This is a genomic window from Serratia sp. NPDC087055, from assembly GCF_044900985.1.
Lineage (GTDB): Bacteria > Pseudomonadota > Gammaproteobacteria > Enterobacterales > Enterobacteriaceae > Serratia.
This window is the reverse complement of record NZ_JBJDOG010000001.1, coordinates 331,679-355,497: the sequence shown is the minus strand read 5'-3', so window position 1 is coordinate 355,497 and position 23,819 is coordinate 331,679. Positions and strand designations below refer to the sequence as shown.

The 23,819-nt window shown below is 50.0% G+C and carries 22 protein-coding genes, 1 tRNA gene and 2 pseudogenes; 8 read left to right on the top strand and 17 right to left on the bottom strand.

Annotated elements, in window-relative coordinates:
• Positions 1-104: 104 nt before the first annotated feature.
• Positions 105-791: an aspartyl/asparaginyl beta-hydroxylase domain-containing protein gene (locus ACI2J2_RS01610; protein ID WP_209635976.1), complete on the top strand. Its 687-nt coding sequence runs from the start codon at positions 105-107 to the stop codon at positions 789-791.
• Here the strand turns inward: ACI2J2_RS01610 and ACI2J2_RS01605 are convergent.
• From ACI2J2_RS01605 to ACI2J2_RS01585, 5 genes are all read right to left on the bottom strand, one after another.
• Positions 788-1,504: an ABC transporter ATP-binding protein gene (locus tag ACI2J2_RS01605; protein ID WP_209635978.1), complete on the bottom strand. Its 717-nt coding sequence runs from the start codon at positions 1,502-1,504 to the stop codon at positions 788-790. The genes ACI2J2_RS01610 and ACI2J2_RS01605 overlap by 4 nt on opposite strands.
• The gene (locus tag ACI2J2_RS01600) at positions 1,501-2,376 is read right to left on the bottom strand and encodes an ABC transporter ATP-binding protein (protein WP_209635980.1); all 876 of its coding nucleotides are present in this window, start codon (positions 2,374-2,376) and stop codon (positions 1,501-1,503) included. The genes ACI2J2_RS01605 and ACI2J2_RS01600 overlap by 4 nt, the downstream gene beginning before the upstream one ends.
• Positions 2,373-3,659 (bottom strand): high-affinity branched-chain amino acid ABC transporter permease LivM, encoded by a 1,287-nt coding sequence (gene livM / locus ACI2J2_RS01595; RefSeq protein ID WP_209635982.1) that lies wholly within the window; start codon positions 3,657-3,659, stop codon positions 2,373-2,375. The genes ACI2J2_RS01600 and livM overlap by 4 nt, the downstream gene beginning before the upstream one ends.
• Before the next feature lie 10 nt (positions 3,660-3,669).
• Positions 3,670-4,584 carry an ABC transporter permease subunit gene (locus ACI2J2_RS01590; RefSeq protein WP_044552474.1) on the bottom strand — a complete coding sequence of 305 codons (915 nt, stop codon included), beginning with the start codon at positions 4,582-4,584 and terminating at the stop codon, positions 3,670-3,672.
• 219 nt (positions 4,585-4,803) lie between these two features.
• Complete coding sequence (locus tag ACI2J2_RS01585; RefSeq protein WP_404759266.1) at positions 4,804-5,922, bottom strand: branched-chain amino acid ABC transporter substrate-binding protein; 1,119 nt, start codon at positions 5,920-5,922, stop codon at positions 4,804-4,806.
• Between the two features lie 546 nt (positions 5,923-6,468).
• Here ACI2J2_RS01585 and ACI2J2_RS01580 point away from each other — a divergent pair.
• Positions 6,469-6,544 (top strand) — tRNA-Asn (locus ACI2J2_RS01580).
• A 507-nt stretch (positions 6,545-7,051) separates the two neighbouring features.
• Here ACI2J2_RS01580 and ACI2J2_RS01575 read toward each other — a convergent pair.
• Complete coding sequence (locus ACI2J2_RS01575; protein ID WP_404759265.1) at positions 7,052-7,714, bottom strand: dTMP kinase; 663 nt, start codon at positions 7,712-7,714, stop codon at positions 7,052-7,054.
• A gap of 216 nt (positions 7,715-7,930) precedes the next feature.
• The gene (locus ACI2J2_RS01570) at positions 7,931-8,959 is read right to left on the bottom strand and encodes an MDR family NADP-dependent oxidoreductase (RefSeq protein ID WP_404759264.1); all 1,029 of its coding nucleotides are present in this window, start codon (positions 8,957-8,959) and stop codon (positions 7,931-7,933) included.
• 58 nt (positions 8,960-9,017) lie between these two features.
• Here ACI2J2_RS01570 and ACI2J2_RS01565 point away from each other — a divergent pair, with 58 nt between their 5' ends.
• Positions 9,018-9,632 (top strand): TetR/AcrR family transcriptional regulator, encoded by a 615-nt coding sequence (locus ACI2J2_RS01565; protein ID WP_404759263.1) that lies wholly within the window; start codon positions 9,018-9,020, stop codon positions 9,630-9,632.
• 113 nt (positions 9,633-9,745) lie between these two features.
• On the opposite strand, the gene ACI2J2_RS01560 is transcribed toward ACI2J2_RS01565, so the two are convergent.
• Positions 9,746-10,663, bottom strand: a complete 918-nt coding sequence (locus tag ACI2J2_RS01560; protein WP_404759262.1) for a LysR family transcriptional regulator — start codon at positions 10,661-10,663, stop codon at positions 9,746-9,748.
• Positions 10,664-10,766: 103 nt separating this feature from the next.
• Between ACI2J2_RS01560 and ACI2J2_RS01555 the strand changes: the two genes are divergently transcribed.
• Positions 10,767-11,975: an MFS transporter gene (locus tag ACI2J2_RS01555; RefSeq protein WP_404759261.1), complete on the top strand. Its 1,209-nt coding sequence runs from the start codon at positions 10,767-10,769 to the stop codon at positions 11,973-11,975.
• 109 nt (positions 11,976-12,084) lie between these two features.
• Here the strand turns inward: ACI2J2_RS01555 and ACI2J2_RS01550 are convergent.
• Positions 12,085-12,246, bottom strand: a pseudogene (locus ACI2J2_RS01550) (HNH endonuclease); the annotation flags it as partial.
• A 173-nt stretch (positions 12,247-12,419) separates the two neighbouring features.
• Complete coding sequence (locus ACI2J2_RS01545) at positions 12,420-13,022, bottom strand: TetR/AcrR family transcriptional regulator (RefSeq protein WP_265556545.1); 603 nt, start codon at positions 13,020-13,022, stop codon at positions 12,420-12,422.
• 144 nt (positions 13,023-13,166) lie between these two features.
• Here ACI2J2_RS01545 and ACI2J2_RS01540 point away from each other — a divergent pair, with 144 nt between their 5' ends.
• The gene (locus ACI2J2_RS01540; protein ID WP_404759260.1) at positions 13,167-13,574 is read left to right on the top strand and encodes a RidA family protein; all 408 of its coding nucleotides are present in this window, start codon (positions 13,167-13,169) and stop codon (positions 13,572-13,574) included.
• 279 nt (positions 13,575-13,853) lie between these two features.
• On the opposite strand, the gene ACI2J2_RS01535 is transcribed toward ACI2J2_RS01540, so the two are convergent.
• Together ACI2J2_RS01535 and ACI2J2_RS01530 are read right to left on the bottom strand one after the other, a co-directional pair.
• Entirely contained in the window at positions 13,854-15,467 is a 1,614-nt protein-coding gene (locus ACI2J2_RS01535) for a restriction endonuclease (protein ID WP_209636000.1), read from the bottom strand.
• 283 nt (positions 15,468-15,750) lie between these two features.
• Positions 15,751-16,641, bottom strand: coding sequence for a restriction endonuclease (locus ACI2J2_RS01530; RefSeq protein WP_404759259.1), 891 nt, complete (start codon positions 16,639-16,641; stop codon positions 15,751-15,753).
• A 277-nt stretch (positions 16,642-16,918) separates the two neighbouring features.
• Between ACI2J2_RS01530 and ACI2J2_RS01525 the strand changes: the two are divergent.
• A pseudogene (locus ACI2J2_RS01525) lies at positions 16,919-17,100 on the top strand (hypothetical protein).
• Between the two features lie 121 nt (positions 17,101-17,221).
• Positions 17,222-17,920, top strand: coding sequence for an RluA family pseudouridine synthase (locus ACI2J2_RS01520; protein ID WP_404759258.1), 699 nt, complete (start codon positions 17,222-17,224; stop codon positions 17,918-17,920).
• A 322-nt stretch (positions 17,921-18,242) separates the two neighbouring features.
• Here ACI2J2_RS01520 and ACI2J2_RS01515 read toward each other — a convergent pair whose 3' ends face one another.
• The 4 genes from ACI2J2_RS01515 to ACI2J2_RS01500 form a co-directional block, all read right to left on the bottom strand.
• The gene (locus ACI2J2_RS01515; RefSeq protein WP_404759257.1) at positions 18,243-18,605 is read right to left on the bottom strand and encodes a cupin domain-containing protein; all 363 of its coding nucleotides are present in this window, start codon (positions 18,603-18,605) and stop codon (positions 18,243-18,245) included.
• A 75-nt stretch (positions 18,606-18,680) separates the two neighbouring features.
• Complete coding sequence (locus ACI2J2_RS01510) at positions 18,681-19,499, bottom strand: AraC family transcriptional regulator (RefSeq protein WP_404759256.1); 819 nt, start codon at positions 19,497-19,499, stop codon at positions 18,681-18,683.
• Between the two features lie 348 nt (positions 19,500-19,847).
• Positions 19,848-20,552, bottom strand: coding sequence for a GNAT family N-acetyltransferase (locus ACI2J2_RS01505; protein WP_404759255.1), 705 nt, complete (start codon positions 20,550-20,552; stop codon positions 19,848-19,850).
• Between the two features lie 246 nt (positions 20,553-20,798).
• Positions 20,799-21,545, bottom strand: coding sequence for an SDR family oxidoreductase (locus ACI2J2_RS01500; RefSeq protein ID WP_404759254.1), 747 nt, complete (start codon positions 21,543-21,545; stop codon positions 20,799-20,801).
• A 133-nt stretch (positions 21,546-21,678) separates the two neighbouring features.
• Between ACI2J2_RS01500 and ACI2J2_RS01495 the strand changes: the two genes are divergently transcribed.
• The gene (locus tag ACI2J2_RS01495) at positions 21,679-22,653 is read left to right on the top strand and encodes an AraC family transcriptional regulator (protein ID WP_404759253.1); all 975 of its coding nucleotides are present in this window, start codon (positions 21,679-21,681) and stop codon (positions 22,651-22,653) included.
• A gap of 110 nt (positions 22,654-22,763) precedes the next feature.
• Here the strand turns inward: ACI2J2_RS01495 and ACI2J2_RS01490 are convergent, their stop codons facing one another.
• Complete coding sequence (locus tag ACI2J2_RS01490; RefSeq protein ID WP_265556554.1) at positions 22,764-23,717, bottom strand: LysR family transcriptional regulator; 954 nt, start codon at positions 23,715-23,717, stop codon at positions 22,764-22,766.
• Between the last annotated feature and the right edge of the window lie 102 nt (positions 23,718-23,819).

Genomic DNA, 23,819 nt, shown 5'->3' with positions numbered 1-23,819 from the left:
GGACAAACGTGTTATACCGAAGAATTAATCATCCGGCAGGCGCATATTAAACAATAATAATATCAAGAGACGGCGAGAAATCTGGTTACTCTATTGAGGTCACTATGTCAGCTATCTATGATTGGTCCGTGTTGTCATTACGCCGTATTTACGATCGTCGCATCAAGGGCGCTCCCGTGCTCGACAGCACACGCCTGTTTCCTGATGCACAACGCTTTACCGACCAGTGGCCACAGATCCGTGAAGAGGCGCTGACCGTGGCGGAAGATCTGCGTAATATCCCGCGATTTCACGAGATTATGATCGAACAGGCGTCGATCTCCGACAACGATGCACGCGACTGGCGGATGTTTATCATGAAAGCCTATGGCCAGCCGATTACGCGTAATCTTGCACGCTGCCCAACGCTGGCGGGTCTGATTGCCTCATCCCCCGACGTTCTTTCCGCTTCGCTGTCCTTCCTGGCGCCCGGCAAACAGGTGCCGGCACACCGTGGCCCGTTCCGGGGCATTCTGCGTGGCTATCTGGTGTTATCGATGCCTAAAGGTGCCGATGGCCTGCCTGCCGCCGTGTTAAAAGTGGACGGGCAAGAATACCGGCTGAACGAAGGAGAATTTATGCTGTGGGACGATACCTTCGAACACGAGGTATGGAACGACAGCGATAAGGTGCGTACCGTGCTGCTGCTGGATATCCGCCGCCGCGATTTATCCACCGGGCTGCGGATCCTGTCCAGTGGCATCATTGCACTGGTGCGGCTGAACGTGCGCTGGATCCAGCGCCAGTTCTAAGCACCGCCCAGGTAGGCTTTCCTCACCTCCGGGTCGTTTAACAGCTCTGCGCCGCTGCCGGTCAGGCGGATTTGCCCGTTGACCATCACATAGCCGCGATCGGACAGCTTCAGCGCATGGTTGGCATTCTGTTCCACCAGAAACAGGGTCATGCCGCCGCGGGTTAATTCCTGCAAAATGCTGAAAATCTGTTTAACGATGATCGGTGCCAACCCCAGGCTCGGTTCGTCCAGCAACAGCAGTTTTGGCCGGCTCATCAGAGCCCGGGCAATCGCCAGCATTTGCTGCTCGCCACCGGACATGGTCATCGCCCGCTGGTTACGCCGCTCTTTCAGGCGGGGGAACAGATCGAACATACGGAGCAAATCTTCGTCCACATAGCGATTGCCAATGGTGATGGTACCCATCAGCAGGTTTTCCTCCACGCTCATGTCCGGGAAAATTCGTCGCCCCTCGGGTGCCTGAGCAATACCGCTGCTGGCAACGTAGTGGGTAGAGCGCTGGCTGATATCTTCGCCACGGAACAGGATCTGCCCGCCGCTGATACGTGGCTGGCCGAAGATCGACATCAGCAACGTCGACTTACCCGCCCCGTTGGCGCCAATAAGCGCCACCGTTTCCCCTTCGTTCACCTGTAACGAGACCTGCTGCAACGCCTGGATCGGGCCGTAAAACACGTCCACGTTGCGAAACTCCAACATCACATTGCTCATCCCGCCAGCTCCTCTTCATCCGCACCAAGGTAAGCGGCGATCACCGAATCGTTATGCTGGATCTCTTTCGGCGTACCTTCGGCGATCACATCGCCGTGATCGAGCACGATCACCCGATCGGAGATCTCCATCACCATGCCCATATCATGTTCGATCAACAGCACCGTGATGCCGTGATGCTGACGCAGAAAACGGATAATGCGGCTCAGCGTTGCCGTCTCTACCGGGTTCAACCCGGCGGCAGGCTCGTCAAGGCAGATCATTTCCGGCGTGGTGCACATTGCCCGGGCAATCTCCAGCCGCCGCTGCTGGCCGTAAGACATCTCGCCCGCCAGCCGGTTGGCGCAGTCCACCAGCTCCACCACCTCCAGCCAGTAAAAGGCACGATCCAGTGCCTGGCTTTCCGCCCGGCGGTAACCCGGCGTATTGAGCACACCGGCGATCAGGTTGCGGTTGCTCAACATGTGCTGCGCGACAAGCAGGTTCTCGACCACCGACATTTCGCGGAACAAGCGGATGTTTTGGAAGGTGCGTGCCAGCCCGGCGCGGTTGACCAAATGGGTGCCGCCGAACATTTTGTAGTACACACGCGAGCCCAGCCGCTTCGGGTTAATCCAATCACCCGCATGGAATTTCTGCCCCAGCACCTGGATCACGTCGGTCGGCCGCTTGTGCGTATTAAGCAGAATCGCCCCGCCGGTCGCGCGGTAAAAACCGGTCAGGCAGTTGAACACCGTGGTTTTACCCGCGCCGTTAGGGCCGATCAATGCGGTAATCGAACCGCGCTCCACCGCCAGATTCACGTCGTTCAGCGCCTTTATGCCGCCGAAATGCATCATCAGATGCTCAACCTGCAAGATAGGATCGCTCATGGCTCCACCCCCTTGCGCGGTGCAAAGCTGGTACGGCTGATACGCACCAACCCACGCGGCCGCCAGATCATCATCGCCACCATCAGCACGCCAAACAGCAGTACCCGGTATTCGGCGAAGCTCCGCAACAGCTCCGGCGCCACCGTGAGCACGAACGCGGCCAGCACCACACCGATCGTCGATCCCATGCCCCCCAGCACCACGATTGCCAGAATCAACGCCGATTCAAAGAAGGTGAATGAAGTTGGGTTAACGAAGCCCTGATAGGTGGCGAAAAATACCCCGGCCAGCCCGGCGGTGGACGCCCCCATCATAAAGGCCGACAGCTTCACCAATACGTGGTTGAGCCCGAGCGATCGACAGGCAATTTCATCCTCGCGCAATGCCTCCCAGGCGCGACCGATCGGCATGCGCGTCAGCCGGTGCTTGATGTACAGCACCAACAGCACCACAAGGAACAGCACGGCATAGATAAAAATAAACTTCAGGTTAGGGTTATAGGCAATGCCGAGGAATTCGTGGATCGGCACGCCGCCGTCCTTCGCCCGCCGCCCAAACTCCAGACCAAAAATCGTTGGAGCCGGTACCGAGACACCGTTTGGCCCACCGGTCAACGACATCCAGTTATTCAGCACCAGGCGGATAATTTCCCCGAATCCCAGCGTGACGATCGCCAGGTAGTCGCCGTGCATGCGCAATACCGGGAACCCCAGCAGCGCACCGGCCAACGCCGCCATCAATGCCCCCAGCGGCAACATCGCCCAGAACCCCAACCCGAGATACTGGTAGCCCAGCGCCAATCCATAGGCGCCAATGGCGTAGAATGCCACATAGCCCAGATCAAGCAGCCCAGCCAGGCCAACAACGATGTTCAACCCCAGCCCAAGCAACACGTAAATCAGTCCCAGTATCGCTACCGTCAGCAGATATTTAGTGGCTACAAACGGGAACAACAGCGCGATCACCGCCATTAACGGGATGATCCAACGCAGGCTAGTTTTGGCCCCAATCGGCCGGACATAGACACCGTCATTACCGCCGTCAAAGCGCGTTAATAGCTTGCGCCCCGGCGCGGTTTGCAAAAACAGGCTGAGCAACAGCCGCCCAGCCATCACCGCCGCGATAATCCACACCAGCCGGCGTGGCTCAAAGTTAAAGCTGTAACCGTTCAGAACAATACCGACGATCGGCCCGAACACGATCAGGGCGATCAGCCCTGCCAATACGGCATCCAGCAGGCTGCGTTTAACGTTCAGCCCTTGGTGAACCCTAGATTGCGACATAATTTATCCCTCAAACCTTAGCAACCATGGGGCGTCCGAGCAGGCCCTGAGGGCGGAAAATCAGGATCACCACCAGCAGGCCGAAGGAAAATACGTCTTTGTAATCTGAGTTCACCATGCCGGCAAATTGCGCCTCCGCGACGCCCAGCAGCAAGCCCCCCAGCATGGCGCCGGGCAGCGAACCGATACCCCCCAACACCGCGGCGGTAAAGGCTTTAATACCGATGATAAAGCCGACGTAGAAGTCAAAGGTGCCGTAGTTCATGGTAATCAGCACCCCGGCCAAACCGGCCATCGCAGCGCCAATCACGAACACCAGGGAGATGACCCGATCGGTATTGATACCCAGAATGGATGCCATCTTGCGATCCTGCTGGGTCGCACGGCAAATACGCCCCAGGCGGGTGTGCTGAATGATGTATGTGAGGATGGCCATGCCCAACAGTGAGGCGACCAGGATAAACACCTTGGTGTAGGTGATTTGGATCACCCCGCCGTCAAAGTTGAGGCGGAATACGCCATCCAGCAATGTCGGAATCCCCTGCTGGCGTGGCCCCTGGCTGATTTGCGCGTAGTTTTGCAGGATCAGCGACATACCGATAGCGGAGATCAACGGCGCCAGACGCGTAGAGTTGCGCAAAGGTTTGTAGGCGATACGCTCGATCACCCAGCCATATACCCCGGTGATCACAATGGTAAACACCAGCGTGCCGAGGATCAGTAATGGGAAGGATTGCAGACCAAAGAATGACAACAGCGCCAGCCCGATGGCACACAGATAGGCGGAGATCATATAGACCTCGCCGTGGGCGAAGTTAATCATGCCGATAATGCCGTAAACCATGGTGTAGCCGATGGCGATCAGGCCGTAAACTGCGCCGAGCGTCAGGCCGTTGATCAACTGTTGCAGAAAGAAAACATCCATAATGAGCAGTCTCGCCTGGTGGGACCGCAAGCACATGCAGACGCGGCCCAAGGGAAGTATCGGCGCGGATCCGCGGATCCGCTTATGCGTTAATCCTCAATGGATTTCAAGTTACAGTTAGGCGACAAGTACGTGAATCCCCAGAAACTTAGGTCCACTAAGTGACTGGGGTGAACGTATGCAGCCAACAACGCTGTGGCTTGAAAGACGCAGAGGATTTTAAAGTTGGTGATATTTGCCTTTATCATCCCACTGATAGACCACGTAATCCGATACCTTCAGGTCGCCCTTCTTGTCCCAGGCCTTTTTACCCATCACGGTATCCACATCATTCGACTTCAGCCATTCGCTGGCCTTGGCGCTGTCTTTGCCCCCGGTCGCGTTGAACGCCGCAGCGATCGCCTGAATAGAAGCGTAGGAGTAGAGGGTGTAACCTTCAGGTTCAAAACCGCTGGCGCGGAACTTGGCGATCACCGTTTTGCCTTCCGGGATCAGACGCGGATCGTTACCGAAGGTCATCAGCACACCGTTGGTGTACTGCGGCCCGCCGGCAGCGGTCACCAGCTCTTCAGTCACGATGCAGTCACCGGAGAAGAACTTGGCGGTCACACCCTGTTCACGCATCTGGCGCACCAATGGCCCTGCCTCTGGGTGGCAACCGCCAAAATAGACCACGTCAGGTTTGACCGACGCAATCTTGGTCACCAGTGCGTTAAAGTCTTTTTCGCCGCGCGACAGCCCTTCATACAGCACTTCCTTCACGCCGCGCTTGTTCATCTCCGCCCTGGCGGCATCCGCCAGCCCCTGGCCGTAGGTGTCTTTGTCGTGGATGACCGCAATGCGTTTGGCCTTCAGGGTGTTCAGCATGTAGTTGGTGGCGATCACCCCTTGCTGATCGTCACGCCCGCACATGCGGAACATGTTGGCCATGCCGCGTTCGGTAATTTGCGGGTTGGTGGAACCGGGCGTGATGGCGATAATGCCTGCCTCGTCATACACCTCGGAGGCGGGCATGGTGGAGGATGAGCAGAAGTGGCCCACTACCGCAGCGACCTTGTCCTGATCCACCAAGCGGTTGGCAACGGCGACCGCCTGTTTGGGTTCGCAGGCATCATCCCCCTGAACCAGTTTGATTTTTTCCCCTTTAATCCCGCCGGCGGCGTTAATATCCGCTGCCGCTTGCGAAGCACCACGCCAGTACTGATCGCCATAGGTCGCATTCGGCCCAGAGAACGGCCCGGCGACGCCGATAACGATATCGGCCTGAGCATAAAAAGCAGAACCTAAACAACCGATAAGCAGAGCAGCGAGCGGACTTTTAATCAATTTAGATGACATTGTTGTTTTCCTCAGCACTGTTTTTAGACCCCAAATAATTGGCGCTGTATCAAAGCGGCGATAACACCGATACGGCTTCAAGTCTGACGGGTATAGCGGAACGCCCAGGGGCGTGCACCAGTCACTTTATGTGTAGACGGCGAAAATAATTTGCGCGAGAGCGCAGTCGCATTCCACGCATTTAAACAAGCAAAAATCTAGCCATTGTGACGGCCAATACATATTTTCTGTTCATTCATCCTACATATCGGAGGGAAAATGCGAGGTTTCAGCACCCTCAGGAGGTTTCCAGTGGGGATTTCAGGGTAAACATCGCTATCGTTTTCACCGCGCGTTCACGCGTATACCGCCTCTCGCACCTTAAACGTGCAATGATCGGTGCAATAACGACGACAGCAATGTTGGATGATAAACCGCGCGGATAAACAAGATGAGTGCCGAAAAACAACGCAACATGCTCATTACGACAGCAAACGCACTTTTTTCGCAGTTTAGTGCTTTGACAAAGCCGCACCACCCCGCTATTATTCGCCCCGTTCACACGATTCCTCTGTAGTTCAGTCGGTAGAACGGCGGACTGTTAATCCGTATGTCACTGGTTCGAGTCCAGTCAGAGGAGCCATATTAGAGACGCCCGCTTAAGGAAACTTAAGCGGGCGTTTTGCTTTTTCGGTTTGTTGGACGGTGACGAGGATCAGCAGTTAGAACAGAAAAACTCATTCCTGGTCTCAGCGGATCGAACGTGGAGACTCAGTCAATCCAGGCAGAGTGAGGTTTTTATTTCAAACCTGAACAATGTTGTCGCATAGGATCAATACGGGCAGCATGGATACTGCCTGACACAATAATAACGAAGGGATTTTAGTGCTCCCAACATCGACCAAGGTGACTTTACCTCTGCTGATGACGTCGGTGTGCCTGCTACTGGCTGCCCAAAAACATAACGCAACCTCCTGAACTTGCCCCAAAGAAAATGCCGGCTAACCCTTTTGGTCACAAAAAGCTGGGCTCACCGACAATATTTTCTCCGTGTCAAAGACTGAAAATACTGAGTGGTTTCGATTCTCTAGACGCAACACCCATCGGAGGTTCACACTGGGTAGAGAGTGACACAATAAGGTTACCGTAATTACTGGCGGCCTGCAGCGGAGGTTCTGTCCGCAAAATCGATGCCTATGGGGCATGCAAGCACTCTGTAGATCTCAGAAATCACCTGCATCGTTGCGTCTTCGATGGTTCCTTCATTGCGGCATAGAACCCAGCCGTGATTTGCAATTTCTCGCTCGAACGCTTTGGTACAAGCGACATGTTCTTCCAGCTTATGAATCACAGTACTACTTAGCCCACGCGATCGGGCCGCAGCCCTCGCCCATGAAATATCAGGCGCTGTAACAACCCCGACATGCAGATCTGGCGTTCGCACGTTTCGTGCAATGTTAAGCTGTAAAATCTCTGCAAATGGAACCATCCGGCGAAATGCGGCATCCGACGGGTACCAGCGATCCATCAAGATAATGCTGTCCGGTGGCTGTTTAGTCAGCACGTGCTGGGAAATCCAAGCACGGCTATCAGCAAAGCGCTCACAAACCTTCAGTTCCAACTCCAGGGTGGGGTTTCTGACGAGTTTGTTAACAAGGGCCATTGTTTCCCCCCTGTAGGGATCGCTTTTCTTCTCGCAAAGCCGGATCACCTTCTTGTTCTCTGCCCTTAGTACTTTCGTGATGGCTTCCAACAGTGTGGTTTTACCGGCTCCCTTGGGCCCATCCAGAGAAACAAACAGCGGACGACTCATTCTTCACATGACGATTGATAAAGGGTTTTTATAAAGCTTGAATCTGGCAAAAGCATCTTACTTCCTTCGTATGAATAGCTGCCCGCGCTTCGTTCGTTGGGGCCGCTTGGCGCACCAGCGCGAACCGAATATAGCCGTCTTTTCTCTTGTGACCTCTAGATTTCGGTTGAACTCGCGTCAGCCTTTAAGCCAATACAATCTGGCCTTAAATATTGTTTAAAGCTCAACGAGTACCAGACCACGCGCCTTACCGGAACACGTTTCTTTCAGTGCCAATGGTGCTGATTCCAGTCCTTTAAACCGGGTCATGGGAAACGCGATGTCTGCCCATAAAGGTTGTGACAAACAGGAAAGCCATTCGGCAAATACTTCTGGATTTTCGTCAGCGCTGTATCCGCGTATCCTAACGCCCTTGACGATAATAGCGAAAGCATCTATTTCCACAGGGGCATATTTGGTCGACTTTGCATCTGCAAGTTCGGCGGATAATGCCCCAAGCAGAACAAGCCTCGCCCCTTCCCGAGAGTGAGAAACTGCGGCCTCCAATTGCTCACCGCCCACAATATCAATAAATAAGTCAATGCCGTCGGGGGCATAGCGGTGCAGTTGCTCGCTGATATTACCGTCACCGCGAATGATGACCTCGTCATAACCCAATTCCCGCTTCATCCAAGACGCTTTTTCTGGCGTTCCAGTACTGCCAATGATTCGTTTGGCGCCAAGCTTACGGGCAATTTGTCCTGCCATGGAGCCAATCGCCCCCGCTCCGCTCGAAACAAAAACCACATCGTCAGGTTTAACCTGAGTCGCACGCGTCAGAGCGGCATACGCCGTCCAGCCATGTCCCAAATAGGCGGCTGGATTCAACAGCTTGTCGCCTAATCGCGTACAGAGTTCTATGCCGACAACAGCATATTCTCGCCATCCAAACGGATGAAGTACGAATTCACCCGGTTGCAAACCGCTAGCCGCAGGCGCAGACACAATCTGACCAATGGCCGCATCTGCCAGCGTATCGCCAACGTTGATGGGAGGAAACGGAATGCCTTTTACACTTCCGGCCTCTTCACTCATTATCAGGCGGGTAGAAATTGAGACCCGAAACCAACAATTGCGAACCAATACCTCATTGTCACTGCACGCCATGTCAGGATGCTCAACAATCTCAAAATTATCGGGTCCTGGCATGCCAGAAGAGCGTTTAAGCAAATTAATTTTTCTGTTGTACTGCGCTGTAAGGGCCATTTTATTTCCTTTTTGATATGTGAGTTAATGCTCGCATTATCAATCGGAGAGCCACCACGTGAATACTCGTGTTCCAGATGCAAAGCGAAACATGCGCAAAAAGCCGCAGCAAAGCCGCTCACGATTTTTGGTCGGCATCATCCTGGATGTTGCTACTCGCATATTGGCTGAAAAAGGATGGGCAAAATTTAATACCAATGAAGTGGCGCGCATCGCTGGGGTCAGTATTGGCTCGCTTTACCAGTATTTTCCCAATAAGTTGGCTCTGGCAGAAGCGATACGCCAGCAACATCTCGAGTCTATATTGCGGGTTTTTGAAACCGTCAATGCTAACGGGTCGACGCAGGCTGACTCATTAACAGTGCAGGTTGAGCGAATGATTGATGGCATCATCGCTGCGCATTTAATTAATCCGCGTTTGCATCGCGTTTTGCTTGATGAAGTGCCGCTCTCCAGACGTGATGCACATCAGGAGTTTGAACGTCGCTATGCTGAATACTATGCTGCTTTTACTGCCCGTCAGCTAGGTTCGGCGCGGGCACAGGTCGCCAGCCATGTGCTGGCTTCAGCAATTGAAGGTGTCGTACACGATGCATCGCGGCGCGGCCAATTAATGTCTTCAGATCTAAAATGTGAATTGATTTTGTTGGTGACCCGTTATCTGACGGGTTAATTTCACCTTGATTTAGGATTGCGTTGCATCGACCCGTTTAACTCACAGCGAGAAGCTGACGATGTAGAGATTCATTGTGCCAACTGGACTCTCTGCGATGATTCAACGCTGCCTTAGGTTGCGAAGGATATATTGCTCAATTTCTGATGCATGAAATCAATGAGTGCTCTTGTTTTAGCGGGTAGGTAACGTCGATCTGAATAAAGTGCAAACAATTGCAATGGGGCTGGCGATTGTTCAAATTCAACCTCGATTAACCGTCCATCGTTAATGTAGGGTTGGCAGGCTTGTTTCGACAGAATTGCAAAACCGACGCCTGCTACCGCAGCTCGCCCTGCCATCTCTCCGCTGTTTACCCGGTAATGCCCTTTAACCTTGACCGTCTCGAATCTCCCCTTTGTATTGACAAACTGCCAGGGAGCACCTTTCAGTGCGCTTACCGTTGTAATACAGGGTAGTTTTTCAAATTGTTGGATATGCGAAGGGGTGCCATAACGCTGAATAACGGAGGGGGCTGCAACAATAGTACATGGGATAGTCACCAGATGGCGGGCGATGTAGTCACTGTCATCCATCTGACCACGGGTAATAATGACAGCTAAATCCAGATCGTCCCGCAGGGATTCGAAACCTGACAAATTTGTGACACAGCTTATCTCCAGATCCGGGTGCTGACAGGCGAAATCGGCAACAACAGAACCCAGCAATGCAGGGCCTATTTCATTGGGAATACAGATACGCAATGGGCCCTTGAGCTGCATTTGCCGCAACGTTAATTCTGTCTCAGTTTGCTCAAGCGCCTCCAGTAATGGCTTCGCTCGGGTATAGAGTAGCTGCCCCGCCTGGGTGAGCTTCATATGTCGGGTACTGCGCTCGATGAGCTGAAGATTCAGCCTGTCTTCTAACTGAGAAATACAACGACTGACATTTGATGTCGGCATTTCAAGGACTTTCGATGCCCCAACAAAGCTTTCGCTTTCAACCACTGCAATGAACACTTTCAGGGTATTAAAATCAAGAGCCGGACGCATCAACTATCCCATATATGATAATAATAAGTGCCATTTTTATCATCTAATGCGCACCATTGATAGCGGTTAAACTCGGATATCTTTCATCCATAGGTTGCCTGCTATGCCACTGGTCACACCGACGTTTAATCATAAATCCCTCATGCGGATAGCTATTGTAATCGCTTTTGTCCAGTTCACTAATGCATTGGAATACATGGCGTTAACGCCTATTTTTGCTTTTATGGCCGACGGGTTCGCGGTTCCTGTATCATTTTCTGGCTATGTCTCGGGTATGTACACACTGGGTGCTGTTCTCTCTGGAGTTGCTGCTTTTTATTGGATCGACCTGTTTAATAAAAAACAATTCTTAATCAAGAATATGTTACTGCTCGGAGCACTCACCTTTTTGTCAACACTCACTACTCATTTTCACACTCTTCTGGCACTACGATTTTGCGCAGGATTGGTTGGTGGTACGACAATGGGCGTGGGTATGAGTATTTTGATAAATTATGCCCCAGTAAACTTACGTGGAAAAATACTGGCAACGGTGATTGCATCATTTTCGATGGTCAGTATCGTCGGAATGCCCGCTATATTATTTTTGTGCACACACTATGGTTGGCATACTGCGCTGTGGTTAATCAGTTCCCTTTGTCTGGTGTCTTTACCGTTGATAGTACTTTTCATTCCAAAGGATACGGCCCCATCACGCGTAAAGGTCAATCTGTCTATTGACATGCAAACCTTACTTTTCGCCTCTTGTACTGCACTGGTGCAATTTAGTCCAATGCTCATTATTCCCATTTTGACTCCGTTAATGACGCAGTATATGGGTACACAACAAAACCTTTTACCCTTATTATTTTTAAGTGGAGGAGTTGTAGGTTCTCTGTCTACAAAAATAACAGGCATCCTGACATCACGTTTACCTTCCCTGATGCTGGCAACAATTTCAACGCTGTTATTCGTAGCAAGTCTACTGATTCCTGCGATGGGCTATCATAATACATTTTTATTTATAACTTTATTTCTTGGAGCCTCATATAGCCGACTTGTATCCGCTTCGTCGGTTATTATCCACTATCCTAAAGATGAACAACGAGCCAGTTTTTCTTCACTACAGACAGCAATTATGCACCTGGTAACAACCCACGCATTCTTTCTGTCTTCCTTATTACTCCCTGGCCTTGGAATAACAACGGAAAATCTAAACATACTGCTGGTTGTAAGTGCATTAGCCGCATTTGGATTTCCCGTAATGGTCATAATACTCCAAAAGAAACTGGCTAAACGTACTATCCAGCCTGACAACCTCGCCATTGATTAGCATAGCGTCCGCCCTTGGCACGAGGTACACAGGTTCACTGAGCTTAAGGAACGCTTTAAGCTATGCGTTCAACGGGCCGATGCAACGCTATCCTGATTCAGGATAGCGTTCATTCTCGCCAATCATCAAAAGTGGCATTCGATTTCGCCAAGTTGCAGTCATCACACAGTACCTGCAACTTTGATTTTTCTAATGCAAAATGCGGAAACTTTGAACGAGGAAAAATATGATCAACAGATAATACAATTCCATGCGCTCTAGGTGAGCGACCACAACAAGCGCAGCATGCAGGTTTCTAATGAGCGCCATTCTGATGAGCGATAGAAGAGATCTGTTTCCTGACGCCTTCGTTGTTTAGTATTTTGTCTGATGAGATGAAGAAGTCGTGGCTTTAAACTCCCCGTGCGTACTGAAAGATTTTAGCTCCCCCCTATAAACGTCTCATCATTGTTTATTGGAACTATTCCGTAAGCCGCTTGCCAGTTGAGTAAACACCTCTATAATTTTTGGCAGCGCCCGCTGCGGATCGTCGCTCGCAGCAATCCAAAGTGCGGAATTCAGCGCGGCACTGTTTAACAGATGTGCAGCGGCATCCGCGTCAACCGATTTAAGTACGCCGCGTTCGATCAAATTTATGACGATCTGACGGGTAGACTCGAGGCAACTATTCTGGCTCGGCCATTGCGCTGGATCCCCAAGGAAAGCCGGGCCATCAAGCAGCACGATGCGCCTTACTTCCGTGTCCAGCGCCATCTTAATATAGGCAATCCCTTCAGCCAGCAGCCTTTCCCAGTCGTCACCGGCATTCGCGGCAGCGGCTTTGGCTCGCTGTGCCATTTCGCCGTCTACTTGAGCAACAACAGCGGCAAGCAGCCCCTTTTTATCACCAAAGTTGTGGTATAGCGCCCCCCGTGTCAGGCCAACGCTGGCGGTTAGTTCATCCATCGATACGGCAGCAAAACCATTTTCGGCAAAGGACTTCCGCGCTGCCGTAATCAATTTGGCTCGGTTCTCTTCCATTGTTTCGGCGCGGCGTTTGGTGGCCATACGATCTCCTTTTAGACATACAGAACGGATGTCATTTGACATACGCGGCGTATGTGTGATTAATTCAACATACGCCGCGTATATTAAATCAATTTTGCATACCGCGCATCCCGCATCACACATTGACTTAAGAAAGGAAATTCCATGATCCAGCGTGAGCCTATTTTTCCTGCTAACCGCCATGCCCTCTATGAAGAACACGGTTATTCTGCCGCGATCCGCTCTGGCGATATGTTGTTCGTTTCCGGCCAGGTTGGCAGCCGCGCCGACGGTACGCCGGAGCCGGATTTTGCCGCGCAGGTGCAACTTGCGTTTGATAACCTGGCAGCGACTCTTGCAGCAGCGGGTTGTACGTTTGACGACCTGCTTGATGTCACCACCTTTCATACCGACCCGGAAAATCAATTTCCGACAATTATGCAGGTGAAACAGTCAATTTTCCCGCAGCCCCCTTACCCAAACTGGACAGCCGTTGGAGTGACCTGGCTTGCGGGATTCGATTTTGAAATTAAGGTCATTGCCCGAATTCCAACATCAACCTCTGCAGATTGACAGGCCGCAATGTTAGTGACGTCTTCATCAACGAGATGAGGACGTCACCATAAAAAGCATTGTTTCAGAACCGGCATAACGTCTGCTTCTGGCACATAACGGTCGGACTGAAGGGGTCGCTACGTCTGCCAAGAGAAAGCGGACTTGCCAGTCCGCTTATGGCTAAGGACCATTAGGAATTACAACACTAACAGTTCTTCATACTAATGGATTTGCAACGGCTCAGATAAAGTAATGAACTTAACGAATGTGCTACCTTCATGACATCCTTAAAATTACTTAAAAATTTGGATTAATACGGGCAAATACGCCAGCGTGCTCCTTTAAGAGATAAAGAAGACCTCCGCCATCAATGAGTTCTATTGGTTTATCCTCACAAAACCGATAAGCGTCTTTGCCATACTGACTGGTACAGACCAAAATCCCTTTGTTGGCACCCTCATTCATCATTGTACCGTACAGGTCTCTGACGGAGCTGACACCGACCGTGTCTTTATATCTTTTGGCTTGAATAACAACTTTACCTCCCAGAATTGGGCGTGTATCAAATGCAACCGCATCAACACCACCGTCTTTTGTGCCCCTGGTAAGTTTCGTATCTAATCCCATTTGCGTAAATAGGTTTGAGACCAATACTTCGAACTCAGATGGAGAAAGCTCCATAAGGTTTGGACGAGTTTCAAGGCCTGAAAGTGCGTCACCTTGATCAATGAAGCGTTTATCAACCATATCAAACTCAAGAATGGGCTTGACTGCTTGGAGCTCATCAGGTCGTCCTGAAACTTTAGCCCCCAGACTCCGGAGACATGCAATTTTTTCAACTCGTTCAAGTTTGATTTGTATAAAATCATCTTTGTGCGCTCGAGCGGAAACCAACGTAACGACGATGTCATGGCCGCTGGTCGGATCAACGGTCTCGATAACACCGTTAAAAAGAACGGTGTTTAAGGCTGAGGCCTTATCTGCTTCGAACAGCTCATGCAAAGTTCGAAGTGTAATTGCTGCAATTATATTTTGATAAAGTTCTTTTATTTCGTTAGCTTTTCTAGCCTTTGCCTCGATGGTATCTCTTGTCTTAACGTACTTATACTCAAGCTGACTTGGGACAATAGATATCTCTGGCAAACTGTATTCAACTACTAATTCTTTATTCTCAGGTAAGTATGCAAGTCTAAATGATTGAGGAAAACCAACCTCTGGATATTCAGAGCGTGTCAGAACCATTTCACAATAAGCCTGTACACTTTCAGGGACACATGCCAGATAGTCTAGTTCAAACTGATTAACTTCCTCATGCTGCCTTTCAATTTCTTCGAAATAGGCAGTTCTATGCTTTTGATATTCTTCGACCAACGAATCCAACTCGGTCTTCTGGTTAGAAGCCTTTCGCAGATATTCTTCTTTTCTTCTAGCGAAAACCTCTTCGGAACTTTGCAATTCTCGTTGATAATTTTTTTGCACCCACGGGAAAATCATTTTCCATGCAGGAGGAACATTCACAATTTTCAGCTCAGGCTCTGCCTCAGGTAATAAGTGCCTAGGCGTTTTGAAATCTTCGAACTGAGACGTTTTTTTTAAAGCTGAGAAATCTATCGAATCATCAAACTCGAGTGTATGTTCAAGTAAAGTTGAAAGGGCAATGATAACCTCTTCCAAATCAGCATTCAGGTCGGACACCTCATCCACTCGCCCTTCTAAATACGCGACTTTAGCTGCTTTTTCAGCCGCTTTATGTACGCGTAATATATGTGCATTTTCTCTTATAGCCTCACGTTCTAAACGCCGTACCTCAACAAAATGATTTCTTTCTGACCTCTTCCGCTCACGCTCTGCTGCTGCTACCGCTCTAGCTGTCGCGCGAATAAAACCTTCAAATCCCGATCTGCGTCCCATCTCAGTCCTCAAGAGTCTCCCACTGAAAATCAGTCTATGACTTTAGCAAGGTTGCTACAGGCAAGCATAGATTTTCTTTAAGTTGTTCTCAATTTACTTCATTGATATTCACACGCCCCAGAAAATCAGTAAAACTATCTACCACCAGTGATTGGTTAGCTTTCAATTAATTAACAAAGTGAATAGATTTTTATTACTGAAGTGCCCGAGCCACATTATGGTTTTTACGCGCGAGGAGCTGACGTTAGATTTCTCTAAGATCACGCTTCATTATTTTTATTACCTATTGTTTTCTTTTCAAAATTTTTTCCGCCAATTCTTTTCCAATTTTACCTTTCATTGTTTTTAATATTTTAAAAAGAGTAAGTTCATTCTCGTATCGTGACTTCCTTTCAACGTAAAACTCTTGATATTCCTCAGGTAATATTTCTGATAATAGATATCTTTTCTTTAATTCAGTTAATTCAATTAAAAAACCCTTAGCTTGCTCTTCCGTCAAAGCAGGAAGCATCAAGGAAAATAAAGGATTTAAGCGTTCTGTCATTCCAATAAAACGTTTCAAATAATGTTGCGGAACACCACGTATTGCAAAATCCGTTGCCTGTTCGGATTCATTCAAAAAGTCGATTGCTTCACGCTTTGAAAAGAACAAGGGTATTATATCCCTTCCGTTATGCTTTTGTGCGAACTTATAGTATGAGCCTGAAACATTATCTTCCTCTCTTTCCATCAAAATCCAAAAAGGCTCACCAATCCAATCTTTTGTAGGCAAAGCTGAATTTATCAAATAATCAGAAACCAATATGTTAAACTTTGGTAAATCTTCAACTGTTAGTAAAGTAATGCCGTGCTTTTCTGCGTATTCTTTTGCGCCACTCTGGTAACCAGACTTACTGACTATAACCCCGATAATGTTCCCAATATCAGTAATTTTATTGCAAAATGGCATAATGGTATCACGATCAAGAGGGCGATTATGATATTTACACTCTATCGCTACACGATGTATGACACCTGCATTTTCAAACTGGTAAAATACATCGATTTGATATTCACCTTTTAATCCTTTGAGTATAACGTTACGACTGACTTCTACTCCATTATCTCGTGGATTAAGTAAGGTCGAGTAAACGTACTGAGTGTAACTTTCTAAATCACTCCATGTTTTGATCATTTTTATCACCTTCCCAATGAAATCATTCTAATAGAATGTCTATTGTACTTCATTGATATATGCTCTACTAATTATGATAACCATAACGGTACCCATCCACCAGTTAAGTTTCAGCTCCTTCGGAGTAATGTCTGACACTGTCGGAAAATAATTCGTACATCTCATAGTTACAACCCTCATGTTCCATGAAGGCTGCATCTATACTGGCCGCAGCCTCCAGAATCTCTTTTCGTTAACAACGTCCGCTCCTGGCACAGAGCAGACTGCCCTTCTAGATATGATCATAGTCACGATCACCAAATGCACGAGACAGCTCAAATCAGTTTTATATAACCAGCTTCGATTGGTGGTCATTCTGGTGGTCTGACAGAAAGGGAATTCAGGTTTAGCTTATTTATTAGCCAGTTACTGGCAAAGGCGATCCCCGTCAGAGGAGCCAAATTAGAGAAGCCCGCTTAAGGAAACTTAAGCGGGCGTTTTGCTTTACGTCATTTTCGATTGATGGCGAAAAGCGGCCACCATTCGTCAGCCGGCTTAAAATTGGTTATTATCCGCCCCCACACTCCATCCGGGCAGCCTGATGTCTACAATTATCGATACCTTTATTGCCCCACCCTGCCACGACAAGATAGAGATTCTCTATCAGGACGAGCACCTGGCGCTTATCAATAAGCCTGCCGGGTTGCTTAGCCTATCGGGGAAAAACCCGCAAAATCTGGATTCGGTGCATCACCGGCTGGTACAGATCTTCCCCGGTTGCACCCTCGTCCATCGATTAGATTTCGGTACATCCGGGCTGATGGTGATCGCCCTCAATAAAACGATCAATGCCGCCCTGTGCCAACAGTTCAGCCAGCGCGCCGTAACCAAAGTGTATAGCGCACTGCTTTGCGGACATCTTGACGATAACCACGGGGTGATAGACGCAGCCATTGCCAAAGACCCGGCACTGTTTCCGCTAATGTCGATTTGCGCAATCCGCGGTAAGCCCGCCCGTTCCCATTATCAGGTCGTTGAACGCGTTGAACATACGCTGGAAGACGGGACGTTATTGCCATTAACGCGGGTACAGCTCACCCCGGAAACCGGGCGCACGCATCAGCTCCGCATTCACTGTCAGCAACTTGGCCACCCTATTTTGGGCTGCGACCTGTATGGCGGCCGCCTGCTGCCAGGAACCGAACAGGCTCCGCGGCTGATGCTACATGCCAGTGAACTGCATTTTGTACATCCTATTGGCGAAGAGTGGATCAGAGCCCGTCATGCCAGCCCGTTCTGAAAACCTGTCGCTGGAACCTGCTCACTTCTCGTGATTACAGGTGCTCGTTGAGGTTGACCGGCATCCTGAGGATCGATGCCCCTGGCGTTGTGTCAGCTTTTGGTCCTCGGCTATCGGCAACTATTCTGGGCCCGTCATCAGCGCACCTAAAATCATACAGTGGACGCTCAATGACTCAACCAAAGTAGATTCCCATTGAATAATTCAGTAAGGAATCATTATTTATTGAATTCAAATATATTCTCAAGAAAACCAAAAATATAAAACCAGAATTTAACCTCTGGTTTTACAGGCATCGCAATAATACAGCCACATTAATTCATTAAATCCAAACGTCGTTCTCCGCGGTGCGTTCGCCCCCCTCATGTCCCGTATTCAATACGCCTCGCGGTTCTATCATCATAAGTTTAACTTCCGACTCGGCAGAGGTTTTATGCTCGACACCTTTAGAAACCACATATATCTCCCCTGACTTAACCAGCACATGCCCATCCCGAAAGTCGATGCGCAAAACACCATCGATAACGATAAATGCCTCATCAGTATCGATATGCGAGTGCCAGACGAAATCCCCTTTTATTTTGACGATTTTAAATTGGTAGTCATTCATCTCCGTAATGACTTTCGGTTTCCAGTGTTCATCGAACAGAGAAAATTTATTTTCCAGATTAATAGGGGAATGCATTTTTACTCTCCATATGGTCAAGGAGAGAACACTGTAGATCATGTGGATTTGAGCAGTCTTGAATGATTGTGCAACTTAACCGCTGCCTTTATTGATGATTTTCAGCCACCGCCCCGGTGAAATTCCGAATGTTTTGATAAATTGCCGTGTCATATGACTTTGATCTGAAAATCCGGATTCCACAGCGACCTCTGCAAGTGATAGGCTCGTTACCATAAGGCGTCTGCAGTATTCCAGGCGGCGCATGGTGACATATCGATAAGGACTGGTGCCGAAAAGCACTCGAAAATCTCGGCTTAAACTCCAGCGATCTCTGCCGCTGACTTTCGATAACGTATCCAGCGTTATATTTTCACTAAATGCAGAGTGTATATATTGGCGCGCAATTTCTGCTGCCTTATAGTCAAATGCCCGCCTGTGATAACCCTGCCCGCTGACAATGGCCAATGTTTGGGCCAAATCATAGAGGGCATCATCCTCTTCAAGCATGTCAAAAGAATCCTCTACCGCTGTTAACAACGATGCGGTAGCAGAAAAAAGACGTGGATCAGCAGTAACCCCACCGGCAATGAAAGGCAAAGGTCTCCCACCCAGTATGTTCTGAATTAATGATGGGTCGAGATAAATCATCCGATATTGGAACCCATCCAGCGTTCCTGCTTCGCCATCGTGAATTTCGTCCGGATGTAAAACCATAATATTACCGGGTAAGCTATGTCGTTTACTGCCGCGATAATTAAAACTTTGTACGCCTGATAATGTCCTGCCAATAGCATAGGTGTCATGGCGATGAGGTTCATAGCCGTGGCCGCTAAAATATGCTTCGATGCGTTCAACTTTGGCAGAAGGCGGCGCGATTTTCACCCAGTCTTTTTTGAGTTTTTCTCTGTCCATTTCTGAAACCCCATTCTGAACGATGAAAGATAGCGGACAAAAATCTTTTGAATTTCATTAAGCCGCAGGGTTACTCATGCATGTTCACTTTCTTTTGGCCCACATCACCGATAACGATAATCGAGGCCAGCGGCGAGCAAGCGGCAGGCATACAGCGACACCTTTGACTCCCACTCTTTTTTTGAGAAGTGCGTAGACAAAGGTATCCTCGTCTTTCTTTTCACCCTCTTCCGTTATAAACGCGATAAACGTTGTAAAAGAGACCTCCTGACGCATATGCAGGCGAACACAACGTTTTTGAGCAGCCAGATTTGTCCAGACCAGGTATGCCGATCCGGCTCCTCACTGTTATCGGCTATCCAGAAAGAAGGTTTCCAGCCTGCGCTTTTGTGCGCCGTTCTGGTTGAAATTTTCCAGCGACAGCCAGCCCTCAAGCGCTCTTTCAATATTCGGCCAATCTGTGTCAATGACGGAAAGCCAGTCAGTGTCACGATTGCGCTGCTTACGTGTCATGGCCTGACGAAAACGCCCTTCAAACGTAAACCCGACTCTTTCGGCTGCGTTCCTTGATGCCTGATTGAGTGAGTCGCAACGCCATGCAATCCGCCGGTAGCCCAAGGTAAAGGCATTTTTCATCAGCAGAAAGAGAGCCTCCGTTCCCATGCTGGTTTTTTGCATCAACGGCGACCAGGTAACATGCCCGATCTCCATCGCTCCGTTTACGGGATCAACGTTGCTGTAGCAGACCACACCCACCGGGCGGTTGTTTTTTATATCTGCCACGACCCATGAAACCAGGCTGAAATCGTTAACTTTGCCGGTAATCCATAACATCATTTCTGCCAGACTCGCGGGTTTTTCGGCGCCAAGCCAGGTCCAGTCCCTGTCATCTTCGGTCAGCGAATATGCCTGAAACAGTGCCTCGCCATGACGGGTTTCCAGAGGTAAAAGGTTACAGTGACGGCCACTTAGCTGAGTCCGTGGAGGAAAGGCAAGAGGCTGCCAGTCCGGCAGCGGGAAACCTACAGGTTGACCATACTTATTGATATTCAAAATGAGTTACCCGCTGTGTCTGAAAGCGTATAAGAAGATAGTGAAGCAAGGGTCGACGTTGCAATAGCTGACAGAAGCCAAGCCTTCCATGGCTTAGGATACTACGATATTTTCACGGATGTTTGTACGTCCGCTTCCGTCACCAAGCCGATCACCACGATAAATCGGGGATGCGGGTGCCGTATGCTTTGCGTCAGATAAATTCCGCGCGGTATCGCTGCACGGAATGTGCTTAGGCGCAGAGCTTTACTGGTGACTATTCAACGCCAGAAAAATCTCATCGTATTTCCCGTTTCGTTCAGCGAAGCGGAACAATTTGCTGCGTTCAACGTTGATTTCTTTTGACTGACTGTCGGACTGAAGCAAAACCATGACCTCCTCGATGAAGTCATCCAGAGGCATTGCTATCTGGCTGTCTTTACTGCCGTGCAGATCGGTTTGTACCATCGGCGGAGTAATTTCAATGACGTGAATACGAGATTCACGCAACTGGAAGCGTAAAGATTCAGTCCAAGAATGAAGCCCGGCCTTGGCGGCACAGTATGACGGCACTCGTGTATAGGGCATAAATGCCAAATCAGACGTGACGTTAATGACAGCACTTTCTGACTGTGTCAGTAGATGGGGCAATAGTGTGCTGGTCAGTATCATCGGCCCCGTCATGTTCGTGGCGATTGATGACAGCATCGTTAACGGTTCCGGGTGGGTGAGATCCTCGGCAAACTGCACGCCGGCATTATTAACAAGAACATTCAGTTCAGGGAAACGGGTCACCAAATGTTGAGTCACCTCAGCCAGGTTGTCCACCTCACTGATATCCATTACCTGGTATTGCATACCCGGGTTTGCCTCGCACACCCGTTTTAGGGCTGACTCGCGTCGCCCGGCGATAATCACTGAATTATCAGAGCGAAAGAGCGCTTCAGCCAGACCTCGCCCTATGCCGCTGCCACCCCCCGTGACCAGAATGGTATTCCCGCTTAATTTCATCATGTTGAATCTCGCTGTGTTTTGAGTGAATAGCTGGTGCCCGTGAAACTGTGCGAGTCAGATTATAGAAACAATGACTGGATTATTTATCACTAAAAATCCAAAATAACAGACATATCGTCCAGGAATTAAGACCATGAATACACTCGATTACCTGTTGGAACAGTTAAAGCTCAAGAGCTCAATATTCTGCCAGTTGACGCTTAATGGTCATTGGGGGGTAGCCAAAGCGCCGCATCCGCATGGCGCTCCATTTCACCTGCTATTGTCGGGGGGCGCCTGGTTGCGTTTGCCTGGGGAACAACAACTTATTCACCTCAGGGAAGGAGACATGGTGATGATCCCCGCAGGGCATCGACATGACCTATTGAGCAAACCAGATGCCAGGACGGTAGAGTTTACGCAGTTGCTGGCAAGCCACGGGCATACCCGTGCTGGTTCAAATGCCCGTTTCCATGCAACCCGTATTGCAGTCGGCCAGCCCGGAGAAGACCAAACAAAACTGGTGACCGGCATATTTAACTTTGGCGAATCCCTGCGTAACCCGCTGGTTACTGCGCTGCCGGATTATCTTCATCTCAGCGCGGAGGACAATCCCTGGCTCCCTCCTTCATTGACGCTGTTGAGCGAAGAATTAGATTCAGAGCTCCCCGGTATGAGCACGATTGCCGTTCGTCTGGCCGATATTTTATTTGTGCAGGCAATCCGCCACGCTCTTTCCCAGCGTCACCACTTCAACGCTGGGTGGCTCAATGGCTTGACCGATCCACAGATAGCAAAATCCCTCGCGCTGATGCACCAGAGCCCCGGTGAATCCTGGAGTATCGAGGGGCTCGGCCATGCGATTGGCATGTCTCGCTCACGTTTTGCTGAAAGATTTAAGATGCTGATAGGCCAGACCCCCATGCACTACCTGACAGAATGGCGAATGTATCTGGCTGCAGAGCAGCTACGGCATTCGCAGATCCGCCTTAGTCAACTGGCCGGGCAGTATGGATATGAATCTGACGTGGCTTTCAGCAAGGCATTTAAAAAATGGAGCGGCCATACCCCCCGGGCATTTCGGGCGTGCGAGAATGAGCAGGCGTCTGCGTCACAGCAAACGGAGTAGGTTTATTGGTTATAAACCCGTGATACAAACGACGCATTCAAAAGAACCCAACACTAAAAGTGTCCGTTAACGATCGGCTCTACCGCATCAATCCCAACGTGCTGCCCCAGCTAGATCAACAGCCGTACCCGATCATAAATCAGCCGGTCTTCCTGCCGTGCGGAGCGGGCGTGCTGACGCAGGGCGCGCACCAGGTTATCAATCAGGGCATGGGCAGCGGTGCTGAGAATGCTATTGCGCCGGGTAACGATGTTCAACCGCGCCAGATCGCAACCCTCCCGTAGCGCCAGCGGTTGCAGACGTCCGGCAAATTGCGGTAACCCAAGCAACGGAGCCGGGCTCCAGGTACACATATCCGCCGACTCTACCATTGCCTGCAACATGCCAAGTGAATGCGCATGAATGATGCGGTTAGGATCGAGCTGGGCACCGTGTCGGCTGAACAGGTGGTGGATGAGATCGCCATAATTGTCTGGGGTATAGTTCAGCACCCAGTCTTGATCCAGCAACTGATGGATCGAGGTACTTTGGCTTAACGGATGCCCATGCCGCACCATCACCGCCGTTTCATAATCCAGCAGCGGCTCGCAATGAAACTCCTGCGGTGCCATCGATGCCGGCAGCGGCGTGATGGCAAAATCCATCGTGCCCTCTCGCAGTTGAGATTGCGCGTTGGCCATCAGGCTTTCAAACAGCTCCAGTTTCACCTTCGGCATCTTTTTACGAAAGGCCACTACTGCCGTTGGCAACACCGTCAACATCAGCCATGGCGTGATCGCCACTTTAACCTGCTCTTGCGCCAGCCCGCGCAGGCCCGCCATCTCATTGCTGGCCTGTTCCAGTTGGTTCAACACCAAGCGGGCATGCGCCAACAGCGTCTTCCCATAGGGCGTGAAACCCAACCCGGCGGGCGTGCGGATCAGCAAAGGCAGCGCCTGTTGCTGTTCCAACTCGCGTAAGGCCCGTGTCACTGCGGCCTGTGAAAGGCCCAATTGCCGCGCTGCGGCGCGAATGCTGCCACCGTCGGCACTGGCAACCAAAGCCTGTAACTGATGCAGTTTCATTACACCTCCATGACAACCTGTTGTTGTCAGCATAACTGAACGACGGCTCCCCGGCCAAAAGGTTGTTTGCTAGTCTCGGAATAACCTGGTTTCCGGCGTCCC